The 14,561-nt window shown below is 52.8% G+C and carries 13 protein-coding genes and 1 pseudogene; 10 read left to right on the forward strand and 4 right to left on the reverse strand.

Annotation, left to right across the window (positions count from 1 at the left end; genetic code table 11):
* Positions 1-110: 110 nt before the first annotated feature.
* The 5 genes and pseudogenes from MNO13_RS12315 to MNO13_RS12335 all read left to right on the forward strand — a co-directional run.
* A pseudogene (locus MNO13_RS12315) lies at positions 111-1,052 on the forward strand (ABC transporter substrate-binding protein); the annotation flags it as partial.
* A 10-nt stretch (positions 1,053-1,062) separates the two neighbouring features.
* Entirely contained in the window at positions 1,063-1,569 is a 507-nt protein-coding gene (locus tag MNO13_RS12320; RefSeq protein ID WP_064546621.1) for a GNAT family N-acetyltransferase, read from the forward strand.
* A gap of 9 nt (positions 1,570-1,578) precedes the next feature.
* Entirely contained in the window at positions 1,579-2,505 is a 927-nt protein-coding gene (locus MNO13_RS12325; protein ID WP_241938790.1) for an amino acid ABC transporter permease, read from the forward strand.
* On the forward strand, positions 2,489-3,268 hold the full coding sequence (locus MNO13_RS12330; protein ID WP_064546625.1) for an amino acid ABC transporter ATP-binding protein: 780 nt from the start codon (positions 2,489-2,491) through the stop codon (positions 3,266-3,268). Before MNO13_RS12325 ends, MNO13_RS12330 begins: the two co-directional genes overlap by 17 nt.
* Positions 3,269-3,277: 9 nt before the next feature.
* Positions 3,278-4,174 carry a transporter substrate-binding domain-containing protein gene (locus MNO13_RS12335; protein ID WP_422387193.1) on the forward strand — a complete coding sequence of 299 codons (897 nt, stop codon included), beginning with the start codon at positions 3,278-3,280 and terminating at the stop codon, positions 4,172-4,174.
* A 10-nt stretch (positions 4,175-4,184) separates the two neighbouring features.
* On the opposite strand, the gene MNO13_RS12340 is transcribed toward MNO13_RS12335, so the two are convergent.
* Positions 4,185-4,763: a TetR/AcrR family transcriptional regulator gene (locus tag MNO13_RS12340; protein ID WP_237931527.1), complete on the reverse strand. Its 579-nt coding sequence runs from the start codon at positions 4,761-4,763 to the stop codon at positions 4,185-4,187.
* Positions 4,764-4,857: 94 nt separating this feature from the next.
* On the opposite strand from MNO13_RS12340, the gene MNO13_RS12345 reads away from it, so the two are divergent.
* Entirely contained in the window at positions 4,858-5,754 is an 897-nt protein-coding gene (locus MNO13_RS12345) for an ABC transporter six-transmembrane domain-containing protein (protein ID WP_064546631.1), read from the forward strand.
* Here MNO13_RS12345 and tyrP read toward each other — a convergent pair.
* The 3 genes from tyrP to paaZ all read right to left on the reverse strand — a co-directional run bounded on the left by tyrP (position 5,751) and on the right by paaZ (position 11,731).
* Complete coding sequence (tyrP, locus tag MNO13_RS12350; protein ID WP_064546633.1) at positions 5,751-6,962, reverse strand: tyrosine transporter TyrP; 1,212 nt, start codon at positions 6,960-6,962, stop codon at positions 5,751-5,753. The genes MNO13_RS12345 and tyrP overlap by 4 nt on opposite strands.
* 273 nt (positions 6,963-7,235) lie before the next feature.
* Complete coding sequence (tynA, locus tag MNO13_RS12355; protein WP_241938791.1) at positions 7,236-9,497, reverse strand: primary-amine oxidase; 2,262 nt, start codon at positions 9,495-9,497, stop codon at positions 7,236-7,238.
* Positions 9,498-9,700: 203 nt separating this feature from the next.
* Positions 9,701-11,731: a phenylacetic acid degradation bifunctional protein PaaZ gene (gene paaZ, locus MNO13_RS12360; RefSeq protein ID WP_241938792.1), complete on the reverse strand. Its 2,031-nt coding sequence runs from the start codon at positions 11,729-11,731 to the stop codon at positions 9,701-9,703.
* A 286-nt stretch (positions 11,732-12,017) separates the two neighbouring features.
* Here paaZ and paaA point away from each other — a divergent pair, with 286 nt between their 5' ends.
* From paaA to paaD, 4 genes are all read left to right on the forward strand, one after another.
* Complete coding sequence (gene paaA / locus MNO13_RS12365; protein ID WP_064546639.1) at positions 12,018-12,935, forward strand: 1,2-phenylacetyl-CoA epoxidase subunit PaaA; 918 nt, start codon at positions 12,018-12,020, stop codon at positions 12,933-12,935.
* A gap of 61 nt (positions 12,936-12,996) precedes the next feature.
* Positions 12,997-13,284, forward strand: coding sequence for a 1,2-phenylacetyl-CoA epoxidase subunit PaaB (gene paaB / locus MNO13_RS12370; RefSeq protein WP_241938793.1), 288 nt, complete (start codon positions 12,997-12,999; stop codon positions 13,282-13,284).
* Between the two features lie 8 nt (positions 13,285-13,292).
* The gene (gene paaC, locus MNO13_RS12375) at positions 13,293-14,048 is read left to right on the forward strand and encodes a 1,2-phenylacetyl-CoA epoxidase subunit PaaC (protein WP_121813510.1); all 756 of its coding nucleotides are present in this window, start codon (positions 13,293-13,295) and stop codon (positions 14,046-14,048) included.
* Positions 14,049-14,058: 10 nt separating this feature from the next.
* Entirely contained in the window at positions 14,059-14,559 is a 501-nt protein-coding gene (gene paaD, locus MNO13_RS12380; protein WP_064546645.1) for a 1,2-phenylacetyl-CoA epoxidase subunit PaaD, read from the forward strand.
* Positions 14,560-14,561: the final 2 nt, after the last annotated feature.

The raw sequence follows: 14,561 nt of genomic DNA on the forward strand, positions 1-14,561 counted from the left end.
TGAAAACGGTGGATGACGCTGCGCTTATCCACCCTACAAAACCAATTCACAGGTCGGATAAGCGCAGCGTCATCCGACAAAAACAACAAACATCACAATAACTAAGAGAACACACTATGCAAAAAACATCGCTCATTCTGGCTATCGCTCTGGCACTTTCGTCTGCACAAACCCTGGCGCAAGAAGTCACCATTAATGGCACCGGCGTCAGCCTGGAAGCTAATAAAACACCTATTAATACTGTCGTTAATCCGGCGGCTGTCGCCCAGTTACCCAAAGATTATCGCTTTGCGGTTCCCGGTAAATTTACCGTTGCAGTCGCGGCACTCAATTCGCCGCCGTTAACGGTGTTTGCGGAAGATAACAAAACGCTGCTCGGCAGCGAAGTGGACATCGCTCGCCTGGTGGCGGACAGCCTGGGGCTTGAGCTGAATGTGGTGCCAACCTCATGGGAAGACTGGCCGCTGGGCGTGACATCGGGCAAATACGATGCGGCAATCAGCAATATCACCGTCACTAAAGACCGCAAACAGAAATTCGACTTTGCCACTTACCGCAAAGATTCCCTCGGCTTCTATGTGAAATCTGATAGCCCAATTAAGAAGATTGAGAAGGCCGAAGACATCGCCGGATTGCGCATTATTGTCGGCTCAGGAACCAACCAGGAATCTATCTTGCTGTCCTGGAACGAGGAAAACCTGAAGAAAGGGCTTAAGCCTTTCACGCCGGTTTACACCAAAGACGATGCCGCACAAACCCTGGCATTGCAGTCTGGCCGCGCTGATGCGTTTTTTGGCCCGAATGTGACCGGCGCATGGAAAGCTGCCCTGACGCAGAAAACTCAGCTGGTCGGTGTAGTCGATGGTGGCTGGCCGAAAGCGGCGCATATCGCCGTCACATTGAAGAAAGGCAGTGGCCTGGTCGACCCGGTGCAAACCGCGCTTAATGGCGTTATCAAAAACGGCGATTACAACAAAGTGCTGAACCGTTGGGGGGAAGGCGTCGAGCAAATTCCGGCGTCCGAAATTAACCCTGCCGGTCTTGGCGATTAAGGAGCTGCAAATGCGCGAACAATTCCGGGATGTTTCACCAGAAGCGGCAGAGCTTCAGCCGATTATCAGCGGGCTGTTTGGTGAGTATGAAGCGCGTTACGGGGACTACTTTTCCCGTGATGCCGAAGTAGAACTAACCGAATGGTACCTGCCGCCACAAGGGTTATTCATCGTGCTGGAGCGTGACGGGGAGATTATTGCAACCGGAGCGTATAAGCCCTTCGATGAATATACCGCTGAGATCAAACGCATCTGGACGCACTCGTCTTTGCGCAAACAGGGCGTGGCTCAACGAGTGATGCGTGAGCTGGAAAGCCGCGCGCAGCTTGCCGGTTATAGCCATATCTTCCTGACCACCGGTTTTCGCCAGCCGGAAGCGGTAAAACTCTATCTGAGTCTGGGTTATCAGCCGCAGTTTGATATTCATCGCAACCCGGAAGAATACAGCGTTGCACCATTCGATGGGCGCTTGCGGTTTACCAAAACGCTTGCTGTCACACAGCGCAAAACGGCCTGAGGAATCATGATGACGACACCATCAACAATTAAAGTGGTTCCGGCGCGTTATCCGCTGCGCACTCTGGGGGCTTTTGTCGCGTTGTTTGTGCTGGCGATTGTGGTTCAGTCGGTGGCGTTTAACCCGCGCTGGGAGTGGAGCGTATTTGCCCGCTGGTTCTTCGACCCGGTTATCCTTGAGGGGCTGGTGCAAACATTATTGCTGACTCTGATTGGCACGGTACTGAGTGTGATATTTGGCGGGTTACTGGCGCTGGCGCGGCTTTCCTCTTCATGGCTGCTCAACAGCCTGGCGTGGAGCTATATCTGGCTGTTCCGCTCGTTACCGCTGATTGTGGTGCTGATTATTCTCTATAACTTTTCCTATCTGTACGACACGTTGTCGATTGGCATTCCGTTCACCCAAATAAGCTGGGGAAGTTACCAGACGATTAACGTGTTGGGGCAGTTTTCTACCGCCGTGGTCGGGCTGACACTGGTACAAAGCGCGTATACCGCAGAGATTATTCGCGGTGGTTTTTTGGGTGTCGATCATGGGCAGTATGAAGCGGCGGCGGCCTTAGGTTTACCGGCCTGGCGGCGCACGGCGCGCATTATTTTGCCACAGGCTTTGCGCACCATTTTACCGTCCGGCTTCAATGAAATTATCAGCCTCGCGAAAGGGACGTCGATGGTTTACGTGCTGGCAATGCCGGAGCTGTTCTACACCATTCAGATGATCTACAACCGCACCCAGGAAGTGATCCCGTTATTGATGGTGGGCGCGGTCTGGTATCTGGTGATCACCAGTGTCCTGTCGCTGATTCAGCATCTGGTTGAACGCTGGCTGGCACGCAGTGAAAGACGCTCAGCGATTAATCAACAAAGTCCGGCGCGGAATGTATCACGCCAGCCAGCGCTGCAAACTCAGGAGACGGCTCATGCACCTGTCCAATAATCCCACTGGTCATATCTCGATTACGGGCGTCAGCAAATATTTTGGCCGCCATAAAGCGCTGGATAACATTTCGCTTGAGCTGGAACCTGGCTCGGTAACGGTGATCCTTGGGCCGTCGGGTTCCGGTAAATCCACTTTGCTACGGGCGATAAACCATCTGGAACGTGTCGACGAGGGGTTTATCCAGATTGATGGCGATTACATTGGCTATCGCCTGGCGGGCGACAAACTGTATGAGCTGAAGGAAAAGGAGATCCTGCGCCAGCGCGTGAACGTCGGCTATGTGTTCCAGAATTTCAATTTGTTCCCGCATCTCACGGTGCTGGAAAACCTGATTGAAGCGCCAATTGCCCATAAGCAGCTCAACCGCAAACAAGCCATTGAGCAGGCTTATCAATTGCTGGATGTGGTGGGGCTGCGCAATAAAGCCGATGCCTGGTCGCGCCATCTTTCCGGCGGCCAGCAGCAACGTATCGCCATTGCGCGCGCGCTGGCTTTGCGTCCACGGGTAATGTTGTTCGATGAACCGACTTCGGCACTCGACCCGGAACTGGTGGGGGAAGTGCTGGATGTGATTAAGAAATTAGCCCGTTCGGGCACCACGCTGGTGGTGGTGACTCATGAAATCGGCTTTGCCCGCGAAGTGGCAGATAACGTGGTGTTTATGGTCGACGGCAAAATCGTTGAGCAAGGCAGCAGCGACGAGGTGCTCAACCATCCGCAACATTCACGAACGCGTCAGTTTTTATCTAAGGTTCTATAAGGAGCAGGCATGAAATTTGTCCCACTGGCGCTATTGATGATCAGTACCACGCTGTATGCCCAAGGGAGTCTTGATCTTAAGGCCAATGAACAACCGATTCATACCGCTAAAGACCCGCTGGCTATCAGCAAAATTCCGCAGGGCTATAAGTTTGTGGAACCGGGAACCCTGACGGTGGCGATATCCGCGCTCAACTCTCCGCCGTTGGCGTTGCTGGCAAGTGATAACCGCACGAGGATCGGCAGCGATCCGGATATTGCCCGTTTGCTGGCCGATAGCCTAGGGCTGAAGCTCAAACTAGTGCCGACCGCGTGGGAAGACTGGCCACTGGGGATTACGTCGGGTCGCTATGACGTCGCACTGGTGAATATTGCGGTGACCGAGCAGCGTAAAACGAAGTTCGATTTCGCGACTTATCGGGTCGATTCGCTGGCGTTTGCGGTCAAATCAGACAGCCCAATTCAAAAAATCACTGGCCCAGCAGATGTTGCCGGTTTACGCATCATTTTAGGTTCGGGGACCAATCAGGAAAAAATTCTCCTGGGCTGGAATGAAATCAATGAGCGCGAAGGGCGCAAGGCAGCCCAACCGATTTATCTGACCGATGACGCTTCCGGCAATTTGTATATTCAGGCTGGGCGGGCGGACGCCACTTTCGGCCCGCAAAGTGTGGCGGCCTATAAAGCGGCACTCACTGGCACCACGCGGGTTGTTGGATTAGGGCCGAAGAAAGCCTATGTTGCCACCACCACCAAAAAAGGTAATGGGCTGGTTTATGCACTGCAAGCTGCACTGGATGGTGCAGCGAAACGTGGTGAATACCAGCAAGTGTTGGCGCGATGGGGAGAAAAGGGCGAAGAAGTGGCGACGTCTGAGGTGAATCCGCAAGGGATTACCTATCCGTAGCGATTTCCGGTTAAGCCAAAAGGACCTGGCTTATAAACCCATGAATATCGTCCAGCGCCTGTTGGCGGGCAAGCGGCGCATTGTCGATAATCAGTTGATCCGAATAGCCGTTTAGCAACGCGCTAAGCTGGCGAGTCACCCGCCCGACATCGGTTTGGCGAAACACGCCACTCTCAATGCCGCTTTCAATAATGCTCGCCAGCAACGCATCCCACTTTTCGGTCAGCGTCAGGGCAAGATCGGCGTACACCTTGTTATGCACCGCCAGCCGCCACAACGAGCCGTACAACTCCCAAACGGCATCGGCGCGGTCAGGTAGATAATCTTCGATGAAAACATTCAAACCTTGCGCAGGTGACTGGGCGCGCGTCTTTTGGCTAAAAGCTTCCAGCTCCGCATACATAAAGCGTTCAAACGCTGCGATACACAACGTCTGCCAGTCGGGGAAATAGTGATAAATATGGCTACGGGCGATACCGACTTGTTCGGTTAGCTCGCGGGTCGTCACTTTTTCTACCCCTTTATCCGTGAACAGCCCGATCGCGGCATCAAGAATATTTTCTTTTAGAACAGACGTTTTTTCTTTCATCACGGTACCTTCGTTGACTTTGAGCAAGTGCTCAAATAGAATCTTTTCATTCTTGAGCAACCGCTCAAGAATAACAATCTAAGAATATAAAGTCATGTCTACTTGTCAGCAAACCGCTCAGCTTAAACCATCGCGCGGTGCATTGAATACCTTAAAAAAACTCGCAAAACTCCACAGTAAAAAGCTCATTGTTACTCTGCTGCTGGTGGTCGCCGAGAACGTCGTTTACTTGCTATATCCGTTAATGGCGGGCTTTGCCATTAATGCCATCATCAAAGGGCAATCCCTGCATGCGTTGTTGTATGCGCTGGTGGTTTTTATTATGTGGGCGATAGGTGCTGCGCGCCGCAGCATGGACACCCGCACTTTCGCCAGAATCTACGCTGGCCTCGCGGTGCCGGTGATCCTCGCACAACGTAAAGATGATCATAGCCACTCAACGATTGCAGCACGTGTGACGTTGTCACGCGAATTTGTCAATTTCTTCGAAACGCATCTGCCGCTGCTGATTACTTCACTGGCGTCGATAATCGGCGCAGTTGTCATGCTGTTAACCATCGAGTTCTGGGCTGGTGTGGCTTGCATGGTGGTGCTGGTTTTCTTTGCGCTGTTCCTGCCGAGCTATACGCGCAAGAACGAAATGCTGTACGAGAAACTGAACGACAGGCTGGAAAAAGAGGTGGGGTTTGTTGGATATGCCAGTGAAAACACGCTCAACAAGCACTACAACTTTTTGGCACAGGTGCGTATTCGGTTGTCTGACCGTGAAGCTTACGGTTATCTGGCAATTGGTATTGCCGCAGCGTTCCTGTTCGCTATGACCATCATGTTGATGACCGTGAAAGGGGTCGGGAACGCCGGGCATATTTACTCGGTCATGACGTACATGTGGATGTTTGCCATGAGCCTTGATGACGGCCCATCTCTGCTGGAGAAATACTCGCAGCTTAAAGAGATAGGCAAACGTGTGAATACCGGGCTGGTGGATTAACCGACCTCAGGCAATGCGCCTGTGGCAATCAATGCCTGGATAACAATCACGGCGATACCGCAAGCAAACACCACAATCAGCAACGGCTTGCCGCCTGCAACGCGGTAGCCCGCTTCTTTCTGCATCTGGCGGCTTTTCCACACTAAAAGTGAAGGGATGATCAACGCCAGAATCGCCAGCGCCACACCGGCGTAACCCAGCGCCATCACGAAACCTTGCGGATAGAACAGGGCAAAGATCAGCGGTGGCACGAAGGTCATTAGCCCTGTTTGCATACGGCCTGACGCTTTACGATTACGGTTGAACAAATCGCCAAGGTAATCGAATAACCCTAACGACACGCCGAGGAACGAGGTTGCCAGCGCGAGATCGGCAAACAGATGAACCGCCAGCTCAACATGTGTTGATGCCACCACTTCACGAACCGCCTGCAACAAGCCATTCAGACCGGAATGATTAGCCAGTAATCCGCTGAACACGCCTGAATCAATCGCGCCTAGTGTCGCCACTTGCCAGAAAATATAAGCCACTAACGGAATGGCGCTGCCAATGATAAACACCCAGCGTAACTTGCGCAGATTGCCGTCCAGATAACTGACAATACTGGGTACGCTGCCATGAAAACCGAACGAAGTGAAAATCACCGGGATCGCCGAAAGTGCGAGGCCTTTTTCCAGCGGCAGAGTCAGCAGATTGGTGTGATGGATATGTGGCATCATCAGCGTCAGCATCACCACCAACATGACGATCTTGGCGCTGAACAACACGCGGTTAAACATATCCACCATATGGGTGCCGATGCAGACCACGCCTCCGGCAACAAGAGTGAACAGCAACACGCCGCTGGTGACCGAAATAGTGGTAGAAAACCATTGGCTCAGGCTTGCGGCCAGCAGTTCGCCCGCGCCACTGATATACGCGGCGGTTAACGCGTACATCAGGAATAACATGCTAAACCCCGTCAACCATTGCCCTGGTTTGCCAAGATAGCGGCGCGCCAGCGTACCCAGCCCGGTATCAGCGGAAACGTGCTGATAAACTTCAACCAGCAACAAGGCTGTGTAGCACATCAACCCCCACAGACTGACCAGCAACACAAACGTCACCCCGAACCCAACACCCGCCGAAGCCAGTGGCATTGCCAACATTCCTGCGCCAATTGTGGTGCCAGCGACGATAAAGATACTGCCAAGAGTGCGATTCTTCACGCTTCCCTCTGAATTTACGCTTGTTATAACGACATTGTGCCGCGCAGATTAAGGGATTATGGCTATGGCGTCAAACAGGGGTTACGCGAAGTGTATTGATATATTTACATTATCGGTGGATGACGCTGGCGCTTATCCACCCTACAAAACCCAACGCTTTCGCAGGTTCTGTAGGTAGGATAAGCGTGGCGCGTACGGTGAGGGATGTCGACGTTTTCGTAGGTCGGATAAGCGCCAGCGTCATCCGACAAAACAACGACATCCCAGCCCAGGTTACTTCTGCTCTTTTTTCCCCGCCAGATTCAGCGTTGGCGTTTCATCGAAGAAGTTCCACGGTTTCAGCAGCGTGTGCACCCATTCCGTTGGCATGATTGGCCACTCTTCAGCGCGAGCCACGTGTGTGGTGCCGGTGGTCATCCACACCACATCATCCTGGTTATCCAGTGATTGATTGTCTTTGCTGTACTCGCCCAGACCCGTGTCGTGCGCCGAACGGTTTGGATATTTCCCTTCCGGATAACGTTCTTCCGGGTTGTAACGCGTCACCCACAGTTGCTTATCCATAAAGCTCAGGCGGTGATAAATCCATTCGTCTGGTGCAAATTTCGCACCGGTCGCTACCGGATGGGTGCCACCTGCATAAGGGATAATTTGATAAGAAACCGGGTTACCCATTTTGTTCTCTTTGCTGGTATTACTCAGCAAGCGAATAGTGCCTGGGTCAAACTTCTGTGCCGCTTCTTGTTCGGTATTAATATCATGCTGGTTGATCTGCATGGTACTGGTGCGCGGGCCACCAGCGGTATTCGGTTTCACTTCAGGGTCGAGCGCCACCAGTTTGTTGTTCTCACCATCCACGTCCATATCGAGGCGGAAGTTGTAGATGTGTTGGTGCGTGGTGCCGACGATATTGTGGTCGATAAGCGTGCCGTATTTAGTGTCATCTTTGGCGGTTTCATCGTGCATGGTTTTGGCTTTCACACCTTTAACCGCTTCAATGCCGGTCGCGCCTGCATCAATGCCGATGGTGCCGTTCTGGTGGAATACCCAGTCAAAAATATAGTCGTAGTTGCCGACGGTACTGATCCAGCGCACCACTAACTCGCGGCGCTCGGTGCTGATATTCGGCTGGCCCATTTCCTGGTGCTTATATTCAGGCCCGGCGTAGCGTTCAAATACCGCTACCGCACGTGGGATAGTGGTCGGTTTGCCGGTGTAATCAGCAATAGTTTCATCCAGCATCACCGCGTTTGTTGGGGCATCTTTGCCGCGAGCTAGCGGGGAAGTCAGCGTACCCATGCCGTAATCACCAGCATCCAGATAAGCTTTGAAATACCAGCCAACATCAGGGTCGCCGTAAGGCACGATCATACCGCCGAGCGAGCCTTCATACATCACTTTGCGTTTGTTACCGTTGTCGTTATAGGTCACGGTAGAGAGAATCGGCCCGACGCGGGAATTCAGGCGCAGGTGGAAATCCCAGTTCTGCCAGTGAATAGTATCGCCAGTAATGGTGTAGTTTTTACCTTCCGGCTCGATGATTTCCAGCGGTTTAACTTCGGGTGCTACGCGGTCACGGCCATCAAACGGACGTGGATTCATCGGCACCGGAACGACCTGGCCTTCTTCAATCTTGATGATTTTCTTCTGCTCAAGATCGACGACTGCCACCAGGTTTTCAATTGGGTGAGCCCAGTAGTTGCCATCGCCAGTATCAAGATAGCTCACCACTTTGAGCAGGCGCTGGTTCTGTTCCAGGCCATCTTTCCCGTCAAAATAGCCGACGGTGAGCGGGGTGGTGATCACTTTAGTTGGGTCGTCGACACCGTGTTTTTTCAGCGCCTCGGCGTACTCTTTGCTGCCGTTGATAATGGTCTGCACGCTGATGAAATCATCAATCAGCACCATGCCATGTGCGCCTTCAATCGGTTTCCACGACACCACTTTACCGGCGCTTAAATCCACCACGCCTTCCACAATATGAATGCCGTCGAGCATAATCACATCGGCCTGACGCGGGGCAGTGACCTCCTGGCCTGTCATAACGAATTGCCAGACCTGATCTTTCGGCGGTTCATGCAGCGATATTTCAGTAAAGCGAATACCCGGTTTAAAATCTGGCGCGCCCTGAACAATTTTGACCGCCTGGTTTATTTCATCCGCAGTCAGTGAATTAAGTGGATGAGGTTTTTTCTCGACCGCGAAAGTTTGATCAAGGCCGGACTGGAAAACTTCGTTAATAAAGTCTTCGGAAATATAAGCGGTTTTCTTTTTAAAAATCACCGGCACTTGTAATTGCAATGTTTTGCCGTTGACGATGGCCGATTTGCTATTAGGTTTTACTTTCACAAACGCACCGTCTTTCACGATGGTGAACATCTGCGCGTAATCATCCCATTGCACATCAGCACCGAATTCAGTCAGTGTTTTCTCCATCGGCACCATATGCGCTTCGCTGCCGTGAGCGAATACACCCGGGGAAGTCAGAAGTGCGATTGCTAAAGCCAGGGTTTTCTTTCCAGTTATTAAATTCATGAAATTCTCACTTTTAGCGTATGTTTTTTATAAACGGGCATGAATTCAACATAACAACTTCTCAGGCAAGATATATTGCGCTGCTTGCCAACCATTTTGCTGGGTTTGCCAAAATCAAAATAATGGTGGATGACGCTGCGCTTATCCCCCCTACAACGGCCTTTCGTAGGTCGGATAAGCGCAGCGTCATCCGACAAAATGTATTAACTCTTACGCGCTACCAGCGTCAAAATGGAATATAAAGCCACGGCCTGTTTATCCTGGTTCATCACTTCTACTGCCCATTCCACCACGCCAACCGGTTTATCTTCGGTGGTTTTCTGCGGCTTGGCGGTCTTACGCTTACAGGTCAGGCGCACTTGCAGGGTATCGCCGATTTTTACCGGCTCGATAAAGCGCAGGTTTTCCATACCGTAGTTGGCGATAACCGGCCCGACACCTGGGTCAACAAATAGCCCTGCAGCGGCAGAAACCACGAAATAGCCGTGAGCGACGCGTTCGCCAAAGAATGATTCTGCCGCACCAATTTTGTCGACGTGGGCATAAAAATGGTCGCCGCTGAGATTGGCGAAATTGACAATATCGGCCTCGGTAATGGTGCGACGAGCTGTCAGCAAACTTTCACCAATTTGCAGGTCGTCAAAGTGTTTGCGGAACGGGTGCACCGCATCTTCTTTCACTGCCGCACCATGGCTCCATTGTTGGCTAACCGCCGCCAGCATTGATGGGCTGCCCTGAATCGCGGTGCGTTGCATGTAATGTTTTACTGCGCGCAAGCCACCCAATTCCTCACCGCCACCCGCTCGGCCTGGGCCGCCGTGAACCAGCATTGGTAATGGCGAACCATGGCCGGTGGATTCCACCGATGATTCCTGGTTCAGCACCTGAATTCGCCCGTGAGCACGCGCGGCACCCAGCACAAACTGGCGGGCAATATCGCCACTCGCCGTGACCAGCGTTCCTGCAAGGCTCCCCTGGCCCGCACGTGCCAGCGCCATCGCATGTTGCGCATTCTGATAAGGCATTACGGTGGCAACCGGGCCAAACGCTTCGAGTTCATGCACCGCTGGGGTTTCATCAGGCTGCTGGCACAGTAACAACGTTGGTGGGAAGAACGCGCCCGCAAGGGCAGTATCGGCGTGGCCGCCGACCACTACCTGGCAGCCTGCGGCAACCAGCTGGTTCACTTTGCTTTGCACATCGTCGCGCTGCTCAAGGCTGACCAGCGCACCCATTTTTACGCCTTCCTGCGCCGGATCGCCGGGCTGGATTTTCTCCAGTTTGCCTTTTAGCGCCTGCACCACGTTTTCAAGTTGCGCTTGTGGAACCAAAATACGGCGGATCGCGGTACATTTTTGCCCGGCTTTAGCGGTCATCTCGCGCACCACTTCACGGATAAACAGCGCAAATTCAGGTTGTTCCGGCGTCACATCTTCGCCCAGCACGCAGCAGTTCAGCGAGTCGGCTTCCATCGTGAAGGGTACTGATCGGGCGACAATATTTGAGTGACAACGTAACTTTTGTCCAGTGCTGGCGGAGCCGGTAAAGGTCACTACGTCTTGCTCATCGAGCAAATCAAACAGGTTAGCGACGCCACCGCAAATCAGGCTGATTGCACCATTTGGTACCAGCCCTGAATCAACAATTGATTTCACCATCGCATGGGTCAACTGCGCGCTGGCAGTACCGGGCTTGATAATCGCCGGCATACCGGCAAGCCAGGTTGGAGCCAGTTTTTCTAACATGCCCCAGCAAGGGAAGTTAAACGCGTTGATGTGCAGTGCCACGCCCGATTTTGACGTCAGCACATGGCGAGCGGCAAATCCGCCTTGTTTAGACAGCGGGATCATTTCGTCTTCTGGCCACAATACATCGTCTGGTAATTCGCGGTTGCCCATCCCGGCATAAGCGAACAGGGTGCCGATACCGCCTTCAATATCCACCCAGCTATCTGCGCGGGTGGCTCCTGTCTGGTAAGAAATCGCATAAAACGCTTCTTTATTTGCCAGCAGATGTTTTGCCACCGCTTTAATCATGGCGGCGCGTTGAACAAAGGTCATCGCGCTTAAAGCGGTGCCGCCGTGGTCGATGGCGTAACGGCGCGCCTGCGCCATATCCAGCCCTTCACTGGTGACCTGATACAGCGCTTCGCCGCTAATTGCATGATTTATCGTGCGTTCTTTGCCATGGCCCATCGCCCACTGACCTGACAGATAACTTGTTAACTGCTGCATCGCATACCCCACTAAGTATTACGTTTAATTGCATCAATGGTTGATTTGTGAATCATAAAAATCAAGATGTAATTTAATAATTTATTAACAATGTGATTACGCGTAGTTTTGGTGATTTGCTTATATACATAAATAATAAAGAATATTTGAAATTTATCGTGATAAAGCTCACAAACCGCGCGTGTTAATTTTGGTGTTTTGGTTAACTTATCTGTAACTTTTAATCATTAAGTGATTCACATAAACCCGATTTGTGAATTTAGTTTGAATCATAAAAGGTGACGACGTGACTGAACAACAGCGTTTTGATGAGCGAATCGCACAGGAAATCGCGATTGAACCGCAAGACTGGATGCCTGAGGAATACCGTAAGACGTTGATTCGTCAGATAGGTCAGCACGCGCATTCCGAGATCGTTGGCATGCTGCCAGAAGGCAACTGGCTGACCCGCGCACCGAGCTTAAAGCGCAAAGCCATTTTGTTAGCGAAAGTGCAGGACGAAGCCGGACACGGGCTTTATCTGTATAGCGCGGCAGAAACGCTGGGCTGTGCACGGGAAGACATCTACCAAAAGATGCTCGACGGCAAGATGAAGTATTCCTCCATCTTCAATTATCCGACGCTGAACTGGGCCGACATTGGCGTGATTGGCTGGCTGGTTGATGGTGCCGCGATCGTGAACCAGGTGGCACTGTGCCGCACTTCATACGGCCCTTATGCCCGTGCGATGGTGAAAATCTGTAAAGAAGAGAGCTTCCATCAGCGTCAGGGTTTTGAAGCCTGCATGGTGCTGGCGCAGGGCAGCGAAGAACAGCGCCAGATGTTGCAGGACGCGATAAACCGTTTCTGGTGGCCAGCACTGATGATGTTTGGCCCGAACGACGACAACTCACCCAACAGCGCGCAAAGCCTGGCGTGGAAAATCAAACGTTTTGGTAATGACGAATTACGCCAGCGTTTTGTCGACAACACCGTGCCACAAGTTGAAATGCTGGGTATGACTGTGCCGGATGAAGGGCTGCACTGGAACGAAGCCAGCGGGCATTACCAATTCAGCGAAATTGACTGGCACGAATTTAATGAAGTGGTCGCCGGACGTGGGCTATGCAACGAAGAGCGCTTAGCCGCCAAACGCAAAGCCTGGGAAGAGGGCACATGGGTGCGCGAAGCCGCGCTGGCGTATGCCGCAAAACAGAATTTGTAGCCCCCCTCTCCCCAGGGAGAGGGAATGCCACCATTGACACCCGAATTTGAAGGAAAAACACATGAGCAAAGTTCACTGGCCGTTATACGAAGTATTTATTCGCAGTAAACAAGGTTTATCCCATCGCCATGTGGGTAGCCTGCACGCCGCCGACGAACAAATGGCGCTGGAAAACGCCCGCGATGCCTACACCCGCCGCAGCGAAGGCTGCTCAATTTGGGTGGTGAAGGCGAGCGAAATCATTGCTTCACAATCTGAAGAACGCGGTGCGTTTTTTGACCCGGCGGAAACCAAAATTTATCGCCACCCGACGTTCTACACCATCCCTGATGGCATCGAGCACATGTGAGGCGTGAAATGACTTATTCCCCGTTAACCACTTACACCCTGCGCCTCGGTGATACCTGTCTGGTGCTGGCACAGCGCTTAACGGCGTGGTGTGGACACGCGCCGGAGCTGGAGATTGACCTGGCGCTGGCTAACATCGGCCTCGATTTACTCGGCCAGGCGCGCAACTTCCTGAGCTATGCCGCTGAACTTCAGGGTGCCGAGTTTGATGAAGACAAACTGGCATTTGGCCGTGACGAGCGCGAATACCGCAATGTGTTGCTGGCTGAGCAGCCGAACGGTGATTTCGCTGACACCCTGATGCGCCAGTACCTGCTGGATGCCTGGCATGTGGTGCTGTTTGAGCGCCTGGCGCTGAGCCGCGATGCACAACTGGCGGCGATTGCCGCGAAAGCTATCAAAGAAGTGCGTTACCACCTGCGCTTCAGCCGCGGTTGGTTGGTGCGTCTGGGCAACGGCACGGAGTTTTCGCAGCAAAAAATGCAGCATTCACTGAACAAACTGTGGCGTTTTAGCGGCGAAATGTTTGAAGCCGACGAGCTGGAAATCGAACTCGCACAACTTGGGATTGCGGTCGACCCGCGCACGCTGCGTACGGCCTGGGAAGAGGAAGTGTTCGGCACGTTGCTGGCGGCCACACTCGTCAAACCACAGGAAGCGCAATATCGCACCGGCGGCAAACAGGGGCTGCATACCGAACATCTCGGCCCGTTGCTGGCAGATATGCAGTACCTGCAACGCGCGTACCCCAATCAGCAATGGTAGTGAGGTAAAGATGCAAACTCTCGATGTGGTGGAACCGGCGCAAACCCGCGAGGTCTGGCGCATTCTCGGGCAAATCAGCGACCCTGAAATCCCGGTACTGACCATCACCGATCTCGGCATGGTACGCAGTGTTCACCATCGTGATGACGGCTGGCACATCGGTTTCACGCCAACCTATTCCGGCTGCCCGGCGACAGATTTTCTGCTGGCGGCGATTCGTGAAGCGATGGAAAAAGCAGGGCACCAACCGGTGCACATCGAACAGATGTTGCACCCGGCGTGGACCACCGACTGGATGACGCCAACCGCCAAAACTCGGCTGCGTGAATACGGCATCAGCCCGCCACAAGGGCATGCTTGCCACGCCACATCAGCTGCGGTGGAAGTGAGTTGCCCACGCTGTGGCAGTTTGCACACCTCGCTGATTAGCGAATTCGGTTCTACGGCCTGCAAAGCGTTATACCGCTGTGATAGCTGCCGCGAACCCTTTGATTACTTTAAATGTATTTGAGG

The organism is Buttiauxella ferragutiae, assembly GCF_022637515.1.
GTDB classification, from domain to species: domain Bacteria; phylum Pseudomonadota; class Gammaproteobacteria; order Enterobacterales; family Enterobacteriaceae; genus Buttiauxella; species Buttiauxella ferragutiae.

Excerpts from the sequence above, each read along its gene's own strand:
- paaB (WP_241938793.1), top strand. The coding sequence starts at position 12,997 with ATGAGCAAAGTTCACTGGCCGTTATACGAAGTATTTATTCGCAGTAAA.
- MNO13_RS12320 (WP_064546621.1), top strand. The coding sequence starts at position 1,063 with ATGCGCGAACAATTCCGGGATGTTTCACCAGAAGCGGCAGAGCTTCAG.
- MNO13_RS12335 (WP_422387193.1), top strand. The coding sequence starts at position 3,278 with ATGAAATTTGTCCCACTGGCGCTATTGATGATCAGTACCACGCTGTAT.
- MNO13_RS12345 (WP_064546631.1), top strand. The coding sequence starts at position 4,858 with ATGTCTACTTGTCAGCAAACCGCTCAGCTTAAACCATCGCGCGGTGCA.
- MNO13_RS12330 (WP_064546625.1), top strand. The coding sequence starts at position 2,489 with ATGCACCTGTCCAATAATCCCACTGGTCATATCTCGATTACGGGCGTC.
- paaD (WP_064546645.1), top strand. The coding sequence starts at position 14,059 with ATGCAAACTCTCGATGTGGTGGAACCGGCGCAAACCCGCGAGGTCTGG.
- MNO13_RS12340 (WP_237931527.1), bottom strand. The coding sequence starts at position 4,763 with ATGAAAGAAAAAACGTCTGTTCTAAAAGAAAATATTCTTGATGCCGCG.
- tynA (WP_241938791.1), bottom strand. The coding sequence starts at position 9,497 with ATGAATTTAATAACTGGAAAGAAAACCCTGGCTTTAGCAATCGCACTT.
- paaZ (WP_241938792.1), bottom strand. The coding sequence starts at position 11,731 with ATGCAGCAGTTAACAAGTTATCTGTCAGGTCAGTGGGCGATGGGCCAT.
- MNO13_RS12325 (WP_241938790.1), top strand. The coding sequence starts at position 1,579 with ATGACGACACCATCAACAATTAAAGTGGTTCCGGCGCGTTATCCGCTG.
- paaC (WP_121813510.1), top strand. The coding sequence starts at position 13,293 with ATGACTTATTCCCCGTTAACCACTTACACCCTGCGCCTCGGTGATACC.